The organism is Halomonas colorata, from assembly GCF_014897985.1.
Lineage (GTDB): Bacteria > Pseudomonadota > Gammaproteobacteria > Pseudomonadales > Halomonadaceae > Vreelandella > Vreelandella colorata.
On the sequence record NZ_JABUZA010000011.1, the window covers coordinates 1 to 22187 of the forward strand.

Consider the following 22187-nt stretch of genomic DNA (forward strand, 5'->3'; position numbering starts at 1 on the left):
TCCATGGCAGCACTGAATCCTATGCAGTTGACGATAGCCGTATTATCGCTGATGGCAGTGACTTTTTCAGAGCTTCCCTAAGCGATATAAGATATCTATATGTCATCAGAAAGATGACAGCTTTTAGGCATGTCTTATTTAGAAAAATCGAATGGCGTAAGCTTCTACAAAACCGTACTTAGCAAACTGTTGCCTAGCTGACAGCAGGTTGTGAGCTGAGTAATCCAAGCAGCGCAGTTTGTAATGGATGGGGAAGATAAAAGTACGCTGGCAGGGAGCATAATTGAGGCGGTAAGGCTTGGTGCTTGGTGCTTGGTGCTTGGTGCTTGGTGCTTGGTGCTTGGTGCTTGGTGCTTGGTGCTTGGTGCACAAGGAAGAGTATTTATGACAATCCGCTAGCTCGTCATCAATCTGATAGATTGATGACGAGCACTGTTCATTCTGGCGATGTTGACAACGTTAGCTAATAAATAGGCAGGCAATTAACGACGCTTGGGTTTACGCATCGTCTGTACTGGGCGGCGCTTGTTCTTATCGCGGCTCCAGCGGTTCTTTTCATCAGGTGTAAGCTCAGGCACCTTGCGTGCTTCAAGGTTGGCGAGCGTGGCGAGATCATCGACTTCGTCTTGCGAAAGCTCGACCCACTCGCCTGCTTTAGCGCGCTTATCGATAAAGATATTACCGTAGCGAACACGCTTCAGGCGGCTCACGGTAAGCTCTTGAGATTCCCATAAGCGGCGTACTTCCCGGTTACGACCCTCAAGAATGACGACGTGGAACCAGGTGTTGATGCCTTCACCGCCAAATTCCTGCACATCGGTAAAGCGTGCGGGGCCGTCTTCCAGCATAACGCCATCGACCATCGCCACGATGTGCTCGCGCTTCACCTCGCCCATTACGCGAACCGCATATTCGCGTTCAACCTGGGTAGAGGGATGCATTAACCGATTGGCAAGCTCGCCATCCGTTGTGAAAAGCAGCAAGCCACTGGTGTTGATATCAAGCCGGCCGATCGCTATCCAGCGCTCACCCTTCAAGCGAGGCAACCGCTCAAATACCGTACGGCGGCCTTCTGGGTCTTTGCGGGTGCACAACTCACCTTCTGGCTTGTTGTACATAATGACGCGACGCGGTGCTTCGTTCTCGGGTCTCAGCGTGACAGGGCGATCATCAAAACTTACCTTATCGCGGTTTTCAACGCGGTCACCCAGCTTGGCTACCTGACTGTTGACCTTTACTCGGCCATCAGAAATCGCGGTTTCCATTTCACGCCGTGAGCCTAAGCCAGCTCGGGCAAGCACTTTCTGGAGTTTTTCGCTAACCGGGGGAGTGTTGTTACTCTGAGTCATCGTCTGACCTCATCTCATTGGTCTGCGTGCGCGCACTGTCATCACTGGAGCGCTGCGCACGTGCCGCAAGCCGTGCTTCTAAATCAGCAAAACTTAGCGGCTGGTTTAACGCCGTCTCGGCGTGGTCGTCGGCTCTCTCAGCCGTCTTGGGTGGCGCATCCTGCACGCTTTCAGGCGCCTCGTCCAGTTTTTCTTCAGGCTCGGCTGTCTCATCAGCATCAATTTGAGGTAGCGCATTTTGTAGTGTAGGTGAATCAGACTCGTCATTGTCCTCCCAGTTGGCTAATTCATGCATGGGAGGCAGCGCATCGAGAGTTTTCAGGCCGAAATCGTCCAGAAAACTTCGCGTGGTGGCATAGACGGCAGGCCGCCCCGGTACATCCCTGTGTCCAACAACCCGAATCCAGCCGCGCTCCATCAAGGTACGCATGATTGAGCTACTCACACTCACCCCGCGTACTTCTTCTATATCACCACGAGTAACGGGCTGTCGGTAGGCAATCAATGCCAGCGTTTCAAGCAGCGCACGCGAATAGCGCTGGGGACGCTCATCCCATAACCGCGAAACCCAGTGAGACAGGCGCGGCCGGATACGCAGTTGGAACCCAGACGCCGTTTCGACCAGCTCCAACGCGCCTTCTTTGTGTCGATCACCAAGACGCGCTAGTGCGTCACGCAACTCTCGCCTTGCCGGGCATTCGTCATCAAGGAACAGTGTTTCAAGCCGCTCTACTGGCAAAGGCTCGCCAGCCGCGAGCAGTGCGGCTTCAATAATATCGTCTAAGGTGGTATCCCTCATGGCGACTCCTCATCAGGCTCAAAAGCGGGCTCTTCAAAGGAATCGCTGCCGATCTCTCCAGACTCATGACTATCATTCACGGTTTCTTCGAAAGCAGATTCTTCATCCGCCTGCGTGCCGCTGCGTGCACGAACATGAATCGGCGATAAGGGCGCGTTTTGAACAATTTCAATCATTGCTTCTTTTGCCAGTTCTAGAATCGCCATAAAGGTAACCACCACCCCTGCCCGCCCTTCTTCCAAGGCAAACAGCGCTTCAAAAGGGGTGTAATGCTCTTCTGTCAGCTGCTCCATAATTTTAAGCATGCGCTCACGGGTAGACAGCACTTCACGACTGATTTGGTGGGCTTTAACCAGCTCCGCGCGTTTGAGGATATCGGACAGAGCATCCAAAAGTTCATCCAGCTCAACGTCAGGATGAATCATTCGGGTCTCAAGCGGCGGCAGGCCTGCCTGCACGCTAAACCAGTCGCGCCCCATGCGGGGCAGCGTATCCAATGTTTCCGCCGCGGTTTTTAAGCGCTCATACTCCTGCAGCCGTCGAATCAGCTCTGCACGCGGATCTTCTTCGTCGTCACCCTCAGCTTTAGGAGGACGGGGAAGCAACGTGCGGGATTTAATTTCCGCCAGCATAGCGGCCATCAGCAGATACTCACCGGCAAGTTCGATCTCCATGGCTTTCATCAGCTCTACATACTCAATGTACTGGTGCGTAATAGCGGCCACGTTGATAGTTAAGATATCTAAATTTTGCCGACGAATAAGGTAAAGCAAGAGATCCAAAGGCCCTTCGAATGTCTCCAGGAAAACACGCAGGGCCTCTGGGGGAATGTATAAGTCTTCCGGCAGTTGGGTAATAGGCTCGTCAAATAGCCGCCCGAGCGCCTCCACGACGGGTTCTGCCTCGAGGGTAGCCGTATACTCAGGATCAGCGATAGTGTTGTGTATCTCACTCACGCAGTAGACATCTCTTGGTCAGGGGGCGTTGGCAGGCAGTGTAACAAAGTCGGCACTTGACGTTGCGCCTGATGCGCGGTGCGTTAGCCTGCTTCGGTGGCTTTACGATAGCGTCCTTCATAGTCGAAGAGCTTGTCGCGAATCTGAAAATGTCGGCCTACCTTACGTCCGACCACAAAGTCTGGAGGGCGCAAGCGGCGCTGCTCGCTGATAACGTCTTCTGGCTTAATGGGATGCCAGGGCGTACCCGGAGCGCGCAAATGCCGACGCAAAAAAACAGCATAAAAGGCACGCCGTTGGGCGGGGGTTTCCAGGGCAAACCACTCGGAAAGCGTTGTGCCATCTTCATCGTGATAAGTCACTTTTAGGCGTGGTAAACCCCGCCCATTGATGGCTGACTCCAGCTGCATTCCGCTTACCCGTAATACCCGGGCATCTTTTAATCTGAGTGCGTCTTTAAGCTTGTCATCGGCATCCACCAATAGCTGCTCGCAGCCGTGGCAGCGGCGTGCCGCAATATCATTCTCAGCGCCACAGTTATCGCAAACCTTGAAGCGAAAGCGAAAGTCACATTGATGCTGCTTGCCTTTCTCATCCTCCAGCAGCCCCTGGCAGCGGCGACCAAAATGCTCGATAACCAGCTCACCGTCGCGCTTGCCCCAAAACAGATTAGCGTGGCCGCAGGCCGGGCATTCCACCTGCACCGGCTCGTTATCCCCCGCCGGTTTCGGCTCGCCTACTTCCGGCGCGTAAAGATCCCAGGGGTTACCCGCGTAATCCAAAATCAGACAATCCTGTTTACCCGGCGAAAGCCGAAGCCCGCGGCCAGCAATCTGTTGATACAGGCTTACTGATTCCGTCGGCCGGAGCATTGCAATCAAATCCACATGCGGCGCATCAAAGCCGGTGGTCAGCACCGAGACATTGACTAAGTATTTAAGCTCGCGCGCCTTAAAGGCATTAATCAGCTGGGTACGCTCTGCCGACGGCGTAGCCCCGGTAATCAGCGCCGCCTGATCGGCAGGTAAATATCCCATGATTTCTTCAGCGTGAGCGACGGTTGCTGCAAATATCATCACCCCATGCCGCTCAGCGGCACGCTCAACAATCTGGCTGATAATCATGGGCGTGGCGCGATTGCCTGCCACGACTCGATTTAGCTCTGCTTCGCGATAATAGCCATTTTCAGCAGGCGCTAGCATTGAAAAATCATACCCTTCGATCGCCATATCTAGACGTTTGGGTTCGGCAAGATAGCCTTGCTTTACCATCAAGCGCAGCGGCTGTTCGAACACGCAGTCACGAAAAAAGCTCGCGTCACTGCCGCGTACCATGCCGTGGTAATGACGGTGGTAGATAAATCCCTGGCCCAGCCGGTAAGGCGTCGCGGTCAGCCCTAGCACTTTCAGATTAACGTTTTGTGCCCGTAGGTGATCAATCACCTGACGGTAGCTGGCGTCTTTATCAAGCGATACGCGGTGGCACTCGTCAATCACTAGCAGAGTGAAGCCTTCGTCATTGAACGACTCAAGGTTACGCACGACCGATTGCACCGAGCCAAAAACCACCTGGCGCGACGCTTCCTTGCGCTTCAACCCCGCGCTGAAGATATCGGCCTTTAGACCATAGGCCTGATACTTGGCATGATTCTGCTCCACCAGTTCGCGTACATGCGCCAGTACCAATACGCGGCCTCTCGCCAACCGGGCAAGCTCAGCAATGACCAGCGATTTTCCACTTCCCGTGGGCAACACCACCACCGCGGGTTCGCTAGACGCGCGAAAATGCGTAACGACACGTTTAACCGCATCTGTTTGGTATGGGCGTAAAGCAGGTGGCGGCATGCGACTCCAATGGCCAGAAAATTAATTAGCAGGCTACAGAACTATTTGGTTTATTACCCATCAAAGCTGTTAACACACTTATTAATAGCCATCTTTATTGTCACGACGATGGCGTATCCCCTAACGGAGGAATCCTTATGAAAGCGAATGATCATTTCCGTTCTGAATGTCCAGAATGTAACAGCCGCTTAAAACGCCTTCCCGCTACACGTCGCGATAAAAGTCATGTGTACTGCATGGACTGTGGACATGACTTTGGTCGCTACGCGTTCTTGATTGAGCGTTATCGCCATGAGCTTGAAACGCTTGAGCTACGTCTTAACACGCCTACAAATACTCAAACGGCATCTGGCCAATAGTACGCCAGACACTGCCACTATACATTTCAGGAAATGAAGAGCAGTTGAGAACAGTTTAAGAGTAGCGTTAGCCATAACGGCGGCCCAAGGGCCGCCGTTATGCGTTGTTAATGGCTTACACGTTATCGGGGATTAACCGACCCAGACACGCGCATTGCGGAACATACGTAGCCACGCACCATCTTCAGTCCACTCTGCCGGGCGCCAGGAGTTGGTTACCGCGCGGGTAACACGCTCCGGGTGGGGCATCATGATAGTGACGCGACCATCCGGTGTGGTTAGCCCGGTGATGCCCGAAGGCGAGCCGTTGGGGTTAGCCGGGTAACGCGTGGTCACCTGGCCGTAGTTATCGATATAGCGCAGGGCAATCTGACTGCTGGACTGCATGCTGCGCAGATGCGCCGTATCGCGGAACTCAGCGCGGCCTTCACCGTGGGCAACGGCAATAGGCAATTGAGAGCCTTCCATACCGGCCAGCAGAATCGACGGCGTTTTCTCAACGCGCAGCATAGCTACCCGTGCTTCAAACTGCTCTGACTCGTTACGCATGAAGCTTGGCCAGTTTTCGGCACCGGGGATCAGAGATTTCAGCTGCGACAGCATCTGGCAACCATTACACACGCCCAGCGAGAAACTGTCATCGCGAGTAAAGAAAGCCTCAAACTGATCGCGTGCGCGTTCGTTGAACAGCACCGATTTAGCCCAGCCGCCACCAGCACCCAACACATCGCCGTAAGAGAAGCCGCCACACGCCACCAGCCCTTTAAACTCATCCAGGGAAACGCGACCTTCCAGGATGTCACTCATGTGAACATCTACGGCGTCAAAGCCTGCTTTATCAAACGCCCAGCCCATCTCGACCTGACCGTTAACCCCCTGCTCGCGCAGTACCGCCACAGCGGGTTTAGCCATGTTGATAAACGGCGCGCTGATATCTTCATTGATATCGAACGTCGGCGTAGCGAAAAGGCCAGGATCACGCGTATCGAGCAGATTATCGAACTCGTTTTTAGCGCACTCAGGGTTATCGCGCAGCGCCTGCAGACGGTAGCTGGTTTCCGACCAGGTGCGCTGAGTCAGTTGGCGCGTCGTTTCTAACAGCGGCTCTTCAAACAGCGTTACCCGCACCTGATCATCGTAACGCGGACGAGCAATGACACCGCACGTTTCAATGCCGGCAACGGCAAACTGGGTCAACACTTCTTCGGTGTGCTTGCGGTTAACCTGAATCACCGCACCAAGCTCTTCAGAGAACAGCGCGTTAAGCGCCTCAACCGGCTCATCAATCATCCAGTCGAGCTTAATTTCAAGACCAGCGTGCGCGGCAAAAGCCATCTCCAGCAGCGTGACAATCAGACCGCCATCGCTACGGTCATGATACGCCAGCAGCTTGCCGTCACGGTTAAGCCCTTGGATAACCTCAAAGAAGGCTTTGATATCTTCTGGATCGTCCACGTCCGGACAGGTGTTGCCCACCTGGCCGTATACCTGCGCCAGCGCAGCCCCCCCCAAGCGATTCTGGCCGTTGCCCAGATCGATCAGGATCAGGTCTGATTCATCTTGATCAAGGTTGATCTGCGGCGTCAGCGTGCCCAACGCGTCGGTAACCGGGGCAAACCCGGTAATCACCACCGACAGCGGCGACGTGATGCTCTTGTCTTCGCGCTCTCCCTGATCATTCTCATCCTGCCAGGAGGTACGCATCGACATGGAGTCTTTGCCCACCGGCACCGCGATGCCCAGCGCCGGGCAAAGCTCCATCCCTACGGCGTGAACCGCGTCATAAAGCGCTTGGTTCTCACCGGGGTGATCGGCAGCGCTCATCCAGTTGGCGGAAAGCTTGATATCTCCCAGCTTGGCAATCGGCGCGGCCGCAAGGTTGGTAATCGCCTCGGCCACTGCCAGGCGTGCGCTGGCCGCGGGGTTAATCAAGGCAACCGGCGGGCGCTCACCCATGGCCATCGCTTCACCGGCATGCGTGTCATAACTTGCAGTGGTCACCGCTACATCAGCAACCGGCACCTGCCAAGGGCCCACCATCTGGTCACGGGCCACCTGGCCTGTAATCGAGCGGTCGCCAATGGTAATCAAGAAGCTTTTGGATGCCACGGCGGGCAGACGCAAAACGCGGTCCAGCGCTTCGCGAAGGTCCAGGTTATCCAGCATGACGCCGGAAAGCTCGGGCGAGTGACGCTCAAAGCTGCGCTGCATTTTCGGCGCTTTACCGAACAGCACGCTCATCGGCAGATCAATCGGCTTGCTTTGGAAATGGCCATCGCGCACTTCCAAATGGTGATCGGCCTGGGCTTCTCCCACGACGGCATAGGGGCAGCGCTCGCGCTTGCACAGCGCATCAAACGTATCCAGGTCTTCCGGCGCAACGGCCAGTACGTAACGCTCCTGGGCTTCGTTACACCAGATTTCCAGCGGGCTCATGCCCGGCTCGGCGTTGGGCACGGCGCGTAAATCAAAAAGCCCACCGCGGTTACCGTCTTTGACCAGTTCAGGCAGCGCGTTGGAAAGCCCGCCTGCACCGACGTCGTGAATAAAGCGAATCGGATTTTTATCGCCCAGCGACCAGCAGCGGTCGATGACTTCCTGAGCACGCCGCTCGATTTCGGGGTTTTCACGCTGCACCGAGGCAAAATCCAGATCAGCGCTTGAAGTGCCGGAAGACATGCTGGAAGCCGCCCCACCGCCCAGACCGATCAACATCGCCGGCCCGCCCATCACGATCAGCTTGCCGCCCACCGGGATATCGCCCTTTTGAACGTGCTGAGCGCGAATATTGCCGTAACCACCGGCCAGCATGATCGGCTTATGGAAACCGCGCCGCTCAATACCGCCTTCGTTAAGCGTATCCTGCTCATAGGTGCGGAAGTAGCCGTTGAGGTTAGGGCGACCAAATTCATTATTAAACGCGGCGCCGCCAATCGGGCCTTCAAGCATGATGGCAAGGGCTGACTGCATGCGCTCGGGCTTGCCGTAATCAAACGCTTCCCACGGCTGCACGAACTCAGGAATTCGCAGGTTGGAAACGGTAAAGCCCGAAAGCCCCGCTTTCGGTTTGCCGCCGATACCGGTAGCACCCTCATCACGAATTTCACCACCAGAACCAGTCGCGGCACCCGGGAACGGCGCAATCGCGGTGGGGTGATTATGCGTTTCCACCTTCATCAAGATGTGGATCGGCTCTTGATGGGTGCCATATAGCGCGCGCTCACCCTCAGCACCGGTCAGCGGCGTCGCATAAAAGCGCCCTGCCTGACTGCCTTTGATAACCGCCGCATTATCGCTGTACGCCGATAAGACGTTGTCAGGGGAGGTTGCAAAGGTGTTCTTGATCATTTTAAACAGCGAGTGGGACTGCGGCTCGCCGTCAATCACCCAGTCGGCGTTGAAAATTTTATGTCGGCAGTGCTCTGAGTTCGCCTGCGCAAACATCATCAGCTCAACGTCAGTGGGGTTCCGCTGAAGTTCGTTGAAGGCATCTACCAAGTAATCAACTTCATCGTCGGCCAGCGCCAGACCCAACTCGCGGTTAGCGGTCACCAGTGCATCACGGCCACTGTTCAGGATATCCACACTGCCCAGCGGCGCCGGCGCGTGATGGGCAAACAATCTTGCCGCATCAGACGCGTCATCAAGCACCGTCTCCGTCATGCGGTCGTGCAATAACGCCGCCAGGACCGCTAGACTCTCGTCACTGGGCGAAGCGCTAAACCCTACCCGGTAATCAATTCCACGCTCTATACGCCGAATTTCTGACAGCCCGCAGTTATGCGCGATATCGGTCGCTTTCGATGACCAGGGTGACTGAGTACCTAAACGCGGCACCACCAGAAAACGCTCGCTCTGGGTAGGTGCCTCAGTGCTGGTATGCGTACCGTAATCCAACAGCTGTGTCAGACGCTCTTGGGAGGCGTCACTGAGTTCTTCATGGTGATCGATAAAATGAACATAGTGGGCAGACAGTGCCTCCACCTCGGGAACACGTTCACGCAGCATCGTTAACAGCCGTGTATGACGGAAGGCAGAAAGGGCGGGCGCGCCTCGCAGTTCGAGCATATCCTGAAGCCTCTAGAGCAGAGAAAATTCGTGCAGGGAAATAGCAGGCCGCAACGCGGCCCCCTTAAATGACACTAATTAGCCACTATGATACTGGAAAGCGGCGGCCACACGAAATCAACAAGGTGACAGCATGATCCTGGCTGGGTATCGTGGCAGCCTGTTTCATGCCGACAAGACTCCATGCCGACATTGATCTACCAACATTTCATTGCGCGTTTTCGCCTGTATTTTACCTTAAGCATCATCGTCTTACTGATATTGGCACCGACCATACCCAAGGTACCGACAGGTGAACATTTAACGCAGATTCAAGCCAAAGATTTTATTACGGCCCATACGCGCAACACCCCCACGACCTATTATGAAGGCCGTCAGGGGCCAACCGGCTTTGAGTACGAGCTGATGCACCAGTTCGCCGAATATTTAGGCGTGAGCCTCAACCTCAATGCCAAGCATCATGCTGAGAGCGTTTTGTCAGCGGTACGTGATCATGGCGACCTTGGCGCAGCGGCGCTGCCTCTTCTCCCCAATACATCAGAGGTATATTACACGCGTCCGATTATTCAAATGCAGCCGCTGGTTGTCTACCGACGGGGCTTGCACGGTATACAGGAGCCCGGCGACCTGGTGGGCCTTGAGCTGGGTACGTTGAGCCAAGCGGGTACCAGCGAAGCTCTGCGCGAACTCCAACGTGAGTATGCTGATTTAAGCTGGAAGGAGTCTCACGAGCTGGAAGTGGCTGAGCTGCTCGCTCAGGTTGAAAGCGGCATGCTGGATGCAGCGGTTATTTTTGATCATCAGTTTCGGCTTAATCGCCTCTTTTTCCCTAACGTTGAGCGGGGCTTTTTACTCGGCGATCCGCTTTCCATGGTCTGGGCCGTACCTAGGGGTCGTGGCTTAGGGTTGCTGGAGGCCGCCAATGATTTCCTGCAAAAACTGCAGGAAAACGGCACGCTCAACCATCTGGTGAACCGCTACTTTGGCCATGACGACTACCTGGAGTATGTCGGCACGCGTACCTTCCTGGGCCACCTTGACGCGCGCCTACCCCAGTTTACCGACCTGTTTAAGCAGGCCGCCGCCACAACCGGATTTGACTGGAAGCTGCTGGCCGCGGTGGGCTATCAGGAGTCTCATTGGGACGCCGATGCGGTTTCCCCCACCGGTGTACGCGGGCTGATGATGCTGACCCACCCGACCGCGAGCGAAATGGGTGTGGCTAATCGGCGCGACGCGGCGCAAAGCATTGATGGTGGCGCCCGCTACCTGCGTAGTCTTAAAGACCGGCTGCCTGAAAGCATTACCGGTAATGACCGCATGTACATGGCCATGGCGGCCTACAATATTGGCCTTGGCCATCTTTACGATGCGCGCAAACTGACAGAAGTACGCGGAAAAGATCCCAACCTGTGGAACGATGTACGCGAGACGCTGCCGCTATTACAGCATCAGGAGTGGTACAGCCAAACGCGCCATGGTTACGCACGCGGCGGCGAACCGGTCATTTACGTGCGCAATATTCGTCGCTATTACGAAATGATCGAGTACGTAGAGCGCAGCCGTCAGCAGTTTTTTCAATTAGAGCAGGCAGGCATTGAAGATCCCTCCCAGCTGCCTTTTGAACTGATTCCCCCGCTCACCCCCTAATCTTCTTAAAGCGCTTTACGGCTAACGCTGCTGATGATTAACGCTCTAACATTGACAATGGTTATGCAAATAACCATTGTTGTACAATACACAATGGTATCGGCATGCTTGGTGCACGATACTCATATCACTGTTTTCAGATATAAATTGTGGTCTTGGAGGGCATAAAAAAGGAAATTTACGCCGTTTGAATTACGCTTTGCAGACATACAAGTAAAAACGTTCGCCGCCCCAGGCAGCTCGCCGTCAACAGAACAGGTTGGCTTACATCATCGCCATGCGCGCTCAATAGCTGCCATATATTGTCATAATGGGAAACCAGGGATCGCTTTGATGAACGCCAACGTCGATACATTTTCAAGCTATGAGAACGAAGTGCAGGCTCTGCGCGAAGCGCTTCAAAATCGCCTGGCGCAACTGCTGCCTGAAAGCCATGAACACGATCTGGTTTGCGAGGCGATGCGCGAAGGCACCCTGGCACCCGGCAAACGTATTCGCCCTCTTCTACTCATGCTTGCAGCACAGGACCTAGGCTGCGAGCCAGATAAGCCAGGCCTTCTGGATCTGGCATGTGCCGTGGAAATGATCCACGCCGCATCGCTGATCCTTGACGACATTCCCTCAATGGATAACGCGCTTTTGCGCCGAGGTAGGCCCACCATTCACCGCCAGTTCGGCGAAAATGTCGCGATCCTTGCCGCCGTAGCGCTTCTCAGCCGGGCCTTTGGCGTGGTGGCAACGGCAGACGGCTTATCGGATACCTGCAAGACGCAGGCGGTGGCAGAGCTTTCCACTGCTGCCGGTTTACCGGGGCTGGTTCAGGGTCAGTTTCGCGACTTAAGCGAAGGCGGTAGCGCCCGCAGCGCCGAGGCCATACTCACGACCAACACGCTTAAAACCGGCGTGCTGTTTGATGCCACGCTGCAAATGGCCGCCATTGCCGCAGGTACCACGCCCGAGGTACGCCATTCGCTGCGCTGCTTTGCTCAGGACCTGGGGCAGGCTTTTCAACTGCTGGATGACCTTTGCGATGGCCTGAGCGGTACCGGCAAGGACATTAATAAAGACAGCGGTAAATCAACGCTGGTAGCCATGCTAGGCACTCAAGCCGTGCGTCAACGCCTTCAGGAGCACCTGCATAGCGCTGATGAGCATTTGTCATCTGCTTGCGCGCAGGGGGCGGCGACCCGGCGCTTCATGCACACCTGGTTCGATAAGCAGTTGGCCATGTTTAACTGACGCACCGTCAGCCGTTTCTCCGCGCAGGGCTGAAAGTTAAGCAAAATTAGCACTGATTTAGCTAAGCATTCAGGTTCAAAGCCCCCGGGTTTAAGGATTCAGATTCAAGGGAGTGGCAATGAAGGACACCGAGCTCACGCAGCGTAAAAACGATCACTTGGATATTGTGCTCAACCCAGCACTGGCTAGAAAAACCATCCGTACGGGGTTTGCGCGCTGGCGCTTTGAGCACTGCGCCCTGCCCGAGCTTGATCTAGACAGCATTGATCTACGCACCGTACTGTTTGGGCGCACCCTACAGGCCCCTCTGCTGATTAGCTCAATGACCGGCGGCGCCAGCCGGGCCACCAACATCAATCGCTATTTGGCCCAAGCGGCCCAAACCCTGGGCCTTGCCATGGGCGTTGGCTCCCAGCGCGTGGCGCTTGAGAGCGAAGCCAACTGGGGGTTAACCAGCGAACTGCGCCAGATTGCCCCCGATATTCCTCTGCTCGCCAACCTCGGCGCGGCGCAACTACTTGGCAAGCACGGCGTTGACTATGCCCGCCAGGCAGTCGACATGATCGAGGCCGATGCACTGATTGTGCACATCAACCCGTTACAAGAAGCCCTGCAAACCGGAGGGGACCGTGACTGGCGCGGCATTCTGCTGGCGATAGAGCAGGTAGCGAAAACGTTGGCGGTACCGGTGGTGGTGAAAGAAGTCGGTGCGGGGCTCTCAGCATCGGTTGGCCGCCAGCTAGCGGGCGCGGGTGTTGCCATGCTGGATGTTGCCGGTGCCGGTGGCACCAGCTGGGCCGCCGTAGAAGGCGAGCGCGCCAGCACGCCGCAAAAACGCGCCGTGGCCATGGCCTTTGCCGACTGGGGCATTCCAACGGCCCAAGCGCTGTGCGATTTACGTAAAACGCTACCCCATATGCCCTTAATCGCGTCAGGAGGTATTAACGACGGCATTGACGCCGCAAAAGCGCTCTGTCTGGGAGCCCAACTGGTAGGCCAGGCGGCAGCGAGCTTAAACAGCGCCAATACCTCAGCCGAGGCGGTCATCGAACACTTTCAAATCCTGATCGAGCAGCTGCGGGTTGCCTGTTTTTGTACGGGTAGCGCGGATTTAGTCGCGTTAAAGCACGCCACACTGCTGCGTATAGAGAACGACGCATGAGCCACTATGCGGTTGTTGCGCCACCGCTATATAGCCACGTCAAAGCCCTGCAGGCGCTTGCTTTACAGTTGATTGAACGCGGCCATCAGGTAACGTTTGTGCAACAGTTTGAAGCGCGTGGCCTGCTTAGCGACTCACGCATCGGCTTTTACCCGCTGGGCGAGCAGCGCCTTCCTGCGGGTAGCTTGGCCAAGACCTTAACGCGGGCAGCACGTCCATCGGGCCTAGGGCTTTTTTGGTTAATCAGCGATTTGGCCCGCACCACCGATATGCTGTGCAGCGAATTACCTGCGGCCCTTGAAGCGCTTGGCGTGGATGGACTGATTGTGGATCAAATGGAAGCGGCCGGCGGGTTGGTCGCCGACGCGCTGGGCCTGCCTTATGTATCGGTGGCATGTGCCCTGCCGGTCAACCGCGAGCCGGGGCTGCCGCTACCCGTGATGCCGTTTGCCTATTCAAACAGCGCCCAGGCCAGGCACCGTTATGAGGTCAGCGAAACCATTTATGACTGGCTAATGCGCCCCCAGGCGCGCGTTATTGCCCGACATGCCCAGCGCTTTGGATTAACGCCCCGCCACACGCTCCACGACTGTTTATCGCCGTTGGCCCAAATCAGCCAAACGCCCTTAGCGCTCGACTTCCCCCGCACCGTTCTACCCGCCTGCTTTCATGCGGTAGGCCCCTTGCGTGAACCTAAACCGGATACGGCTAAATTGAGCGCACACGCCGATATGCCCACGCAGCCGTTTGTGTTTGCCTCGCTAGGCACGCTCCAGGGCCATCGCTACCGGTTATTTTGCAAAATAGCCCAGGCCTGTCAGCAGCTCAATATGCCGCTTTTGATTGCCCACTGCGGCGGGCTAAATGCTGCCCAGGTTAACCAGCTTAAAACCTACCCGGCCACTTTCGTTACCGATTTTGCCGACCAGCGGGCTGTTTTAGAGCAGGCACGGGCCGTTATTACCCATGGCGGCTTGAATACGGTAATTGATGCAGTCGAAAGCGCTACTCCGATGCTTGCCATTCCTATCGCCTTCGACCAGCCAGGCGTTGCCGCGCGCATCGCCCATCACGGGATCGGCCAACGCGTTTCTCGTTTTTCAAGCGCATCGACGGTGGCCAAACGGTTGGGCCGCCTGCTCAACAACGATGCTTATCAGCAGCGCCTGCACGCCATGCGCGCACCGCTCGCCCAGGCAGGCGGAGCGAAACAGGCCGCCGATATAATCGAGCAGGCGCTATGCGAACAGCGTCCGGTGCTGGCGAGGGCGGCATGATGAATACCCAGTGGGATGTGATTTTAGTAGGCGCAGGCTTGGCCAACGGGTTGATAGCCTGGAGGCTGAAGCAGCGCCAACCTGCACTAAAGGTGCTGGTACTGGAAGCCGGGGAACGGCCGGGCGGCAACCATACCTGGTCGTTTCATGAAGGCGACGTGAGCGCAGCGCAACATGCCTGGCTTGCCCCGTTGGTAGCTCAGCGCTGGCAGGGTTATGAGGTGCGCTTTCCTGAATTTACCCGCAAGCTGCCCAGTGCTTATTTAAGCGTGACCTCTGAGCGCTTTGCGAGCGTCATGGAAGAAGCCCTAGGTGAGCATTTAATAACCCATACTCAAGTGGCTAACTTAACGCCCACCAGCGTCGAGCTACCCGACGGCACCACGCTTAGCGCAGCCGCGGTGATCGATGGCAGGGGTTATCAGCCAAGCCCGCATTTGACCATTGGCGCTCAGGCGTTTATTGGCCAGCAGTGGCAGCTGAGCAAACCTCACGGCCTAACCCAACCACTCTTAATGGATGCCACTGTCGATCAGGCATCAGGCTACCGCTTCGTCTATACGCTGCCGCTTTCCGCCGATGAACTTCTAATCGAAGATACGCATTACATTGATCAAGATACGCTTGATGAACAACAGGCACGCGCCAATATCAAACATTACGCGGCGGCCCAGGACTGGCAGCTAAAAACGCTTAAGCGCGAGGAACGCGGCAACCTGCCGATCACCCTTGCGGGCGATTTCGAGGCGTTCTGGCAGGCGGCGCAGCAGCAACCCATGAGCGGGCTACGCGCCGGGCTTTTTCACTCAACGACCGGGTATTCATTGCCCCACGCGGTCGAACTGGCCGATCTGATCGCTGCACAGCAAATCCTTAACACCAGCACGCTGTTTGAGCTGATAAAACGCTTTGCCGCCCAGCGCTGGCGGCAGCAGCGCTTTTTTCGCATGCTCAACCGCATGCTGTTCCTGGCCGGGCCAGCGGAGAATCGCTGGCGAGTCATGCAGCGCTTTTATGGCTTGAACGACGCGCTTATCGCGCGCTTTTACGCAGGCCATCCGACCCTGGCCGACAAGGCCCGAATCCTGTCAGGCAAGCCGCCAGTCCCGGTGGGCGAAGCCCTTCAGGCCGTGCTTAAACAAACCCCTCGGCTGCGAGCCTTTCATAATGAGTAAAACGATCGTAATTGGATCTGGCTTTGGCGGTCTGGCCCTGGCCATTCGTTTACAGGCGGCGGGCGTACCCACGCTGATTCTGGAGCAGCGCGACAAGCCCGGCGGGCGCGCCTATGTCTACAAGGATCAGGGCTTTACCTTCGACGCAGGTCCCACGGTAATCACCGACCCAAGCGCTATTGAAGAACTATTTACCCTGGCGGGCAAACGCCTGGAAGACTACGTCGAACTAATGCCGGTCACGCCCTTTTATCGCCTGTGCTGGGAATCGGGAAAGGTATTCAATTACGACAACGATCAGGCAAACCTTGAGGCGCAGATAGCCCGCTTTAATCCTCAGGACGTAGAAGGCTACCGGCGTTTTTTAGACTACTCCCAGGCAGTGTTTAAAGAAGGCTATCTAAAGCTTGGCAGCGTTCCTTTCCTGTCGTTTCGCGATATGGTGAAGGCTGGCCCACAGCTGGCGCGTCTTCAGGTCTGGCGCAGCGTTTACAGCATGGTTGCCAAGTTTATTGAAGACGATCACTTGCGCCAGGCGTTCTCGTTTCATTCGCTGCTGGTCGGCGGCAACCCGTTTGCCACCTCCTCCATATACACACTGATTCACGCCCTTGAGCGCGAATGGGGCGTATGGTTTCCGCGCGGCGGCACGGGCGCGCTGGTTCAAGGCATGGTTCAGCTGTTTAAAGACCTCGGCGGCGAAATCGAGCTTAACGCAGAAGTCACGCAGCTTGAGGCTGAGGGCAATACTCTACAGGCGGTACAGCTTGCCGATGGGCGGCGTATCGAGGCGAGTGCTGTAGCATCGAATGCCGATGTGGTGCACACCTATGAAAAGCTTTTAGGCCACCATCCGGTAGGTGCCAAGCGCAGCACCTCGCTCAAGCGCAAGCGCATGAGCAACTCGCTGTTCGTGCTCTACTTCGGGCTTAACCATCATCACGATCAGCTAGCTCATCACACCGTCTGCTTTGGGCCGCGCTACAAGGAACTGATTGACGATATCTTCAACAGCGACGCACTGGCCGAGGATTTTTCGCTCTACCTTCACGCGCCGTGCGTTACCGACCCCTCTTTGGCGCCGCCTGGCTGCGGAAGCTACTACGTGCTGGCCCCAGTACCGCATTTAGGCACCGCTAATCTGGATTGGGAAGTAGAAGGACCCCGCTTGCGCGAGCGCATTTTCGACTACCTTGAACAGCACTATATGCCGGGGCTGCGCGAGCAGCTGGTGACTCACCGCATGTTCACGCCGTTTGATTTTCGCGATCAGCTGGGCGCCTATCAGGGCTCGGCGTTTTCCGTCGAGCCGATTCTTACCCAAAGCGCCTGGTTCCGCCCGCATAACCGGGATAGCCGGATTGCTAACCTTTACCTGGTGGGAGCCGGCACGCATCCCGGTGCAGGCGTGCCTGGGGTGATCGGCTCGGCCAAAGCAACGGCCGGGTTAATGTTGGAGCAACTGGCCCCATGAATCAGCCGCTGCTTGATCACGCCACCCAGACCATGGCCGTCGGCTCGAAAAGCTTCGATACTGCGGCCAAGTTGTTCGATGCCCGTACACGGCGCAGTGCGTTGATGCTCTACGCCTGGTGCAGGCACTGCGATGACGTTATTGATGATCAGACGCTGGGCTTTAACGCCATGGTCGATAGCCCGAGCAGCGCCCAGCAGCGCCTGGCTACCCTGCAAGAGCAGACCCAGCAGGCTTACGCTGGCGAACCCATGCAAACGCCTGCCTTTGCGGCATTTCAGGAGGTTGCTCTTGGGCACTCGATTCCGCCCAAACGCGCGTTCGAGCATCTTGAAGGGTTCGCCATGGACGTGCGTGAGGAGCGCTACATTACTTTCGACGATACGCTGCGCTACTGTTATCACGTCGCGGGTGTAGTGGGGTTGATGATGGCGCAGGTAATGGGTGTACGCGATGACGCCGTTCTGGATCGCGCCTGCGACCTGGGGCTGGCCTTTCAGTTAACCAATATTGCCCGGGATATTGTGGAGGATGCCCGCGTGGGGCGCTGCTATCTGCCCGAGAGCTGGCTTATAGAAGAGGGACTTTCACCGACGGCGCTTGCCGACCCTGCCTACCGCCCTCAGGTGGCGCGGCTTGCCAATCGACTGGTCGAAGAAGCCGAGCCCTACTACACCTCTGCAACCGCCGGGCTTGCCGGGCTACCGTTGCGCTCGGCCTGGGCAATTGCCACCGCCCACGGGGTATATCGTAAAATTGGCTTGAAAGTGCAGCGCGCCGGAGAAAACGCCTGGGACAAGCGTCAGGGCACAAGTACCTATGAAAAAGTGGCCCTGCTGATCAAGGGCGCTACACAGGCACTTAGTTCTCGCGTGGTGACACCGGCGCCGCGCCCTTCGGGTCTTTGGCAGCGTCCGGACTAGCCGATTTGGCCTGACGGTTTCTTAATACCGCCTGGAGCTTTTCCACCGGCGGCGAGTATAAAAAACCAAACGATACGCACTCTTCCCGGCTTTTAACGACATGATGCAGGCGGTGCGCTGTGTACAGGCGCTTGAGATAGCCGCGCCGAGGGATATAACGAAACGGCCAACGCTTATGTACTAGCCCATCGTGCACGATGAAGTAGATCGCGCCATAAGCCGTCATGCCCGCGCCAATCCACTGCAGGGGCCAGAGGCCTGCCGTGCCCAGCGCAATGAGAACAATGGCCAGCACGGCAAACACCACGGCGTATAAATCGTTGAGCTCAAACCACCCCGTGCGCGGCCGATGGTGCGAGCGATGCCAGCCCCATCCCCAGCCGTGCATGATGTACTTATGCGCCAGCGTGGCGATAAGCTCCATGCTTGCCACCGTGACCAAAACAATTAACACATTCCACGCCATAAGCGCCGCTTCTCCCTGACACTGCCTCTATAGCTACCGGCCACGTTGGCCGCTGCATCGAACAACGCCCAACTCCCGCCACCGCGACTTTAGCGCACAAGCGTTAGACATAAGACAATCTAGCGCCTGGCTGCAAAAAACGCTTTCAATAACTTTTTGGCCGACGGCGCCAAAACTCCCGCCGTCACTTCAACATGATGATTAAACCACGGCTGGGCCAGCAGATTGGCCTTGGATTCCACCATACCGGTACGCGGCTCGGCGGCACCATACACCAAGCGCTTTAGCCGGGCATGCACAATGGCACCAGCACACATCATGCAGGGCTCCAGCGTGACATACAGCGTACATCCATCCAAGCGGTAGTTGCCGCTCTGCTTTCCAGCCTCACGCAACGCACGGATTTCCGCATGGCCACTCGGGTCACAGCTGGCGACCGGCGCGTTGTGCGCCGCGGCAAGCACTTCTCCTTGCGCATCGACCACCACGGCCCCCACCGGTACTTCGCCTGCCTCAGCAGCCAGGTGCGCCTGTTCAAGGGCACGGTGCATGTAAAATTCATCGCTGCGTATCAAGGCAAACTCCGCTAAGGTAGCAAAACAATTGTAGCAACGGCTGAGCCGCCGTATGTGATATCCGCCACTATGGATCACACTAGATAGCACCAAGGATACCTAGAATGACCGACGCGCTGAATACGCTAGTAAATTTACTTGAGCTTGAAGCCCTCGAAGAGACGCTGTTTCGTGGTCAAAGCCAGGATTTAGGCTTTCCTCAGCTGTATGGCGGGCAGGTATTGGGTCAAGCACTCGCGGCGGCTTCGCGCACAGTGCCAGAGGAGCGTCGCCCCCACTCCCAGCACGGTTATTTTCTGCGCCCCGGCGATCCGCACCGCCCGGTCGTGTATCAGGTCGATAACGTGCGCGATGGCGGAAGCTTTACTACCCGTCGCGTAACGGCAATTCAAAAAGGCCGGCCGATTTTCTTCTGTAGCGCCTCTTTTCACAGTGCTGAAGACGGGTTTCATCATCAGCGCGCGATGCCTCAGGTCGAGTCGCCAGAAGCCCTGATTGAGAGCGGCGCCGCCAAGCATGCTCGCTTTCCTGGCCACCCAATCGAGTTTTTGCATATTAAAGGCAACCCGGATAATGGCGCTCCGGCAGGGCAGTGCTTGTGGTTTCGTTTTTCAGGCACGCTGCCGGACGACCCGGCACTGCACCGAAATCTGCTGTCTTATGCTTCGGACTTCAACCTGCTGACCACGAGCCTGCTGCCCCACGGCATTCAGTTCACTGACCCTAAACTACGTATCGCAAGCCTTGACCATACGCTGTGGCTGCACGAAGACACGCGACTGGATGAGTGGTTGCTGTACGTGATTGATTCGCCCTGGGCGGGCGGTTCAAGAGGCTTGGCTCGCGGGCATATCTATAGCCGCGATGGCCGCCTAATTGCCTCTACGGCCCAGGAAGGGCTAACGCGCATGCATGATGAGCCGATTCGTTAACCCGATAAAACTGGGCCTTCGGCAGGTAATAAGCACTCAATAAAAACATGTATAAACGACAACGCCCGCAGCCAGTGCGGGCGTTGTAAGAGCCATCAGCAGATTTTAGCCGCCGTAAACGTCATTAATCGTTTTCAGCGGGTAGTGCGCCGGGTAAGGCTTGCGCGCAACGCCTGAGTCTACCGCCGCCTGGGCGACCGCTGATGAGACGCGCTCAAGCAGACGAACATCGACCGGCGTAGGGATAATGTACTCGCGGCCAAAGCTCATTTCCGTGCGCTCATAAGCGCTAAGCACTTCCTCCGGCACCGGCTCACGGGCCAGATCTTTCAGGGCGTGCACAGCGGCAAGCTTCATGGCTTCGTTAATACGCGTGGCACGGACGTCCAGTGCACCCCGGAAAATAAACGGGAAACCCAGTACGTTGTTCACCTGATTGGGGAAGTCTGAGCGACCGGTGGCCATTATAACGTCCGGGCGCGCTTCGCGGGCAACATCCGGATGAATTTCAGGATCTGGGTTGGTGCAGGCAAAAATAACCGGATCTGCGGCCATCTTTTTAACCTGCTCAGCCGACAGCAGGCCCGGGCCGGAAAGACCGATAAACACATCGGCGCCGTCGATAGCGTCATTTAGCGTACGCATCTCGGTATCCAGGGCAAACTCGGCCTTGTACTCATTGATTCCATCACGCCCGGCATGAATAACGCCACGGCGATCCAGCATGACCAGATTTTCTTTTTTGGCACCACAGGAAACCAGCAAACGCATACAGGCAATGGCAGCGGCACCGGCGCCCATGCAAACGATCTTAACGTTCTCGATGGTCTTACCGGCAATGTCCAGCGCATTCAGCATGCCAGCGGCCGTGACGATAGCGGTACCGTGCTGGTCATCGTGAAATACAGGAATGCTGCAGCGTTCAGACAACGCCTTTTCAATTTCAAAACACTCGGGCGCCTTGATATCTTCAAGGTTAATGCCACCCCAGGTATCGGCAATGCGGGCAACGGTATCGATAAATGCCTGTGGGCTTTCGGCGTCCACCTCGATATCCACCGAGTTGATGCCCGCAAAGCACTTGAACAGCACGCCCTTGCCTTCCATGACGGGTTTACTTGCCAGCGGACCAAGATTCCCCAGGCCCAGGATGGCGCTTCCATCGGTAATAACCGCGACTAAATTTCCCTTACCCGTATAACGGTAAGCATTTTCTGGATCGCGGGCGATTTCGCGAACCGGCTCGGCAACGCCTGGGCTATAGGCCATTGCCAAGTCGCGAGCCGTTGCGGTGGGTTTGGTTAATTCTACTGAAAGCTTACCGGGAATCGGTTTTGCATGATAATCCAGCGCTGCCTGCTTATTTGCATCCGTCATAGTCAGGGTCCAATTAGCCTAAAGTAGATATAAGTGCATTCAGAATATAGAAAAATTCAAGTCGCCTCAAGCTAGCGGTCAACTCAAAAAGAAAACGCCAGTTTTAGCGAATATTCCTTCACGTTAAATACTTTTCTCAGCTATTTGCTGAATCTTATACAACCCCACGTTAGCCATAACGGTTTACTTATTGCTGTATTGCAGCATTTTTGAAAATTCATTCCATTTTTAAGAACCAACAAAAAACCCACGCCGAGGCGTGGGTTTTGTGCAGCGTACAATGTACGTGCAGGGTGGTTGATCCGTTAGGATTAACCGCGCTTGACAGCAGCGCCAAAACGCTTGTTGAAGCGCTCTACACGGCCACCAGTGGTCGCTTGCTTCTGCTTACCAGTGTAGAACGGGTGGCAGTTGGAGCATACGTCCAGCGAGAAATCCTGGCCAGAAGTAGTGCCAACCTGGAAGCTAGCACCGCAAGAGCAGTTAGCGGTGACCGTGTTGTAATTCGGGTGGATACCTTGTCTCATCGTGATGACCTCATAAGCTGTATGCCGCCACCTGA

At 56.2% G+C, this 22187-nt stretch carries 19 protein-coding genes; 10 read left to right on the forward strand and 9 right to left on the reverse strand.

Going from position 1 to position 22187, the window contains the following annotated elements; genetic code table 11:
- The coding region (locus INT33_RS21145) for a hypothetical protein (protein WP_226940114.1) at positions 1-182 on the forward strand (182 nt) is incomplete at its 5' end.
- A gap of 300 nt (positions 183-482) precedes the next feature.
- Here the strand turns inward: INT33_RS21145 and rluB are convergent.
- The 4 genes from rluB to INT33_RS07785 all read right to left on the reverse strand — a co-directional run bounded on the left by rluB (position 483) and on the right by INT33_RS07785 (position 4948).
- Positions 483-1349 carry a 23S rRNA pseudouridine(2605) synthase RluB gene (gene rluB / locus INT33_RS07770; RefSeq protein WP_192538538.1) on the reverse strand — a complete coding sequence of 289 codons (867 nt, stop codon included), beginning with the start codon at positions 1347-1349 and terminating at the stop codon, positions 483-485.
- A complete protein-coding gene (gene scpB / locus INT33_RS07775) occupies positions 1336-2148 on the reverse strand; it encodes an SMC-Scp complex subunit ScpB (protein ID WP_193091556.1) in 813 nt (270 codons plus the stop codon). Before scpB ends, rluB begins: the two co-directional genes overlap by 14 nt.
- The gene (locus INT33_RS07780) at positions 2145-3083 is read right to left on the reverse strand and encodes a segregation and condensation protein A (protein WP_318782765.1); all 939 of its coding nucleotides are present in this window, start codon (positions 3081-3083) and stop codon (positions 2145-2147) included. The genes scpB and INT33_RS07780 overlap by 4 nt, the downstream gene beginning before the upstream one ends.
- Before the next feature lie 104 nt (positions 3084-3187).
- Complete coding sequence (locus INT33_RS07785; protein ID WP_192538535.1) at positions 3188-4948, reverse strand: DEAD/DEAH box helicase; 1761 nt, start codon at positions 4946-4948, stop codon at positions 3188-3190.
- Positions 4949-5085: 137 nt separating this feature from the next.
- On the opposite strand from INT33_RS07785, the gene INT33_RS07790 reads away from it, so the two are divergent.
- Positions 5086-5307 carry a hypothetical protein gene (locus INT33_RS07790; RefSeq protein WP_193091557.1) on the forward strand — a complete coding sequence of 74 codons (222 nt, stop codon included), beginning with the start codon at positions 5086-5088 and terminating at the stop codon, positions 5305-5307.
- A 132-nt stretch (positions 5308-5439) separates the two neighbouring features.
- Here the strand turns inward: INT33_RS07790 and purL are convergent, their stop codons facing one another.
- Entirely contained in the window at positions 5440-9375 is a 3936-nt protein-coding gene (purL, locus tag INT33_RS07795; protein WP_193091558.1) for a phosphoribosylformylglycinamidine synthase, read from the reverse strand.
- A 183-nt stretch (positions 9376-9558) separates the two neighbouring features.
- Between purL and mltF the strand changes: the two genes are divergently transcribed.
- From mltF to crtB, 7 genes are all read left to right on the forward strand, one after another.
- On the forward strand, positions 9559-11025 hold the full coding sequence (gene mltF / locus INT33_RS07800; RefSeq protein ID WP_193091559.1) for a membrane-bound lytic murein transglycosylase MltF: 1467 nt from the start codon (positions 9559-9561) through the stop codon (positions 11023-11025).
- Positions 11026-11358: 333 nt separating this feature from the next.
- On the forward strand, positions 11359-12264 hold the full coding sequence (locus tag INT33_RS07805; RefSeq protein WP_193091560.1) for a polyprenyl synthetase family protein: 906 nt from the start codon (positions 11359-11361) through the stop codon (positions 12262-12264).
- Positions 12265-12382: 118 nt separating this feature from the next.
- Positions 12383-13426 carry a type 2 isopentenyl-diphosphate Delta-isomerase gene (fni, locus tag INT33_RS07810; protein ID WP_193091561.1) on the forward strand — a complete coding sequence of 348 codons (1044 nt, stop codon included), beginning with the start codon at positions 12383-12385 and terminating at the stop codon, positions 13424-13426.
- A complete protein-coding gene (locus INT33_RS07815; protein WP_193091562.1) occupies positions 13423-14703 on the forward strand; it encodes a glycosyltransferase in 1281 nt (426 codons plus the stop codon). The genes fni and INT33_RS07815 overlap by 4 nt, the downstream gene beginning before the upstream one ends.
- A complete protein-coding gene (crtY, locus tag INT33_RS07820) occupies positions 14667-15878 on the forward strand; it encodes a lycopene beta-cyclase CrtY (protein WP_226940115.1) in 1212 nt (403 codons plus the stop codon). Before INT33_RS07815 ends, crtY begins: the two co-directional genes overlap by 37 nt.
- The gene (locus tag INT33_RS07825) at positions 15871-17352 is read left to right on the forward strand and encodes a phytoene desaturase (RefSeq protein ID WP_193091563.1); all 1482 of its coding nucleotides are present in this window, start codon (positions 15871-15873) and stop codon (positions 17350-17352) included. The genes crtY and INT33_RS07825 overlap by 8 nt, the downstream gene beginning before the upstream one ends.
- A complete protein-coding gene (gene crtB, locus INT33_RS07830) occupies positions 17349-18275 on the forward strand; it encodes a 15-cis-phytoene synthase CrtB (protein WP_193091564.1) in 927 nt (308 codons plus the stop codon). Before INT33_RS07825 ends, crtB begins: the two co-directional genes overlap by 4 nt.
- On the opposite strand, the gene INT33_RS07835 is transcribed toward crtB, so the two are convergent.
- Complete coding sequence (locus tag INT33_RS07835) at positions 18214-18741, reverse strand: sterol desaturase family protein (RefSeq protein WP_192538527.1); 528 nt, start codon at positions 18739-18741, stop codon at positions 18214-18216. The genes crtB and INT33_RS07835 overlap by 62 nt on opposite strands.
- Positions 18742-18860: 119 nt before the next feature.
- Positions 18861-19313 (reverse strand): tRNA adenosine(34) deaminase TadA, encoded by a 453-nt coding sequence (gene tadA / locus INT33_RS07840; RefSeq protein ID WP_318782764.1) that lies wholly within the window; start codon positions 19311-19313, stop codon positions 18861-18863.
- Between the two features lie 107 nt (positions 19314-19420).
- Between tadA and INT33_RS07845 the strand changes: the two genes are divergently transcribed.
- Positions 19421-20248: an acyl-CoA thioesterase gene (locus INT33_RS07845; protein WP_192538525.1), complete on the forward strand. Its 828-nt coding sequence runs from the start codon at positions 19421-19423 to the stop codon at positions 20246-20248.
- A 105-nt stretch (positions 20249-20353) separates the two neighbouring features.
- Here the strand turns inward: INT33_RS07845 and INT33_RS07850 are convergent, their stop codons facing one another.
- Together INT33_RS07850 and rpmE are read right to left on the reverse strand one after the other, a co-directional pair.
- The gene (locus tag INT33_RS07850) at positions 20354-21625 is read right to left on the reverse strand and encodes a malic enzyme-like NAD(P)-binding protein (protein ID WP_018918805.1); all 1272 of its coding nucleotides are present in this window, start codon (positions 21623-21625) and stop codon (positions 20354-20356) included.
- A gap of 311 nt (positions 21626-21936) precedes the next feature.
- Complete coding sequence (gene rpmE / locus INT33_RS07855) at positions 21937-22152, reverse strand: 50S ribosomal protein L31 (RefSeq protein ID WP_081621251.1); 216 nt, start codon at positions 22150-22152, stop codon at positions 21937-21939.
- Positions 22153-22187: the final 35 nt, after the last annotated feature.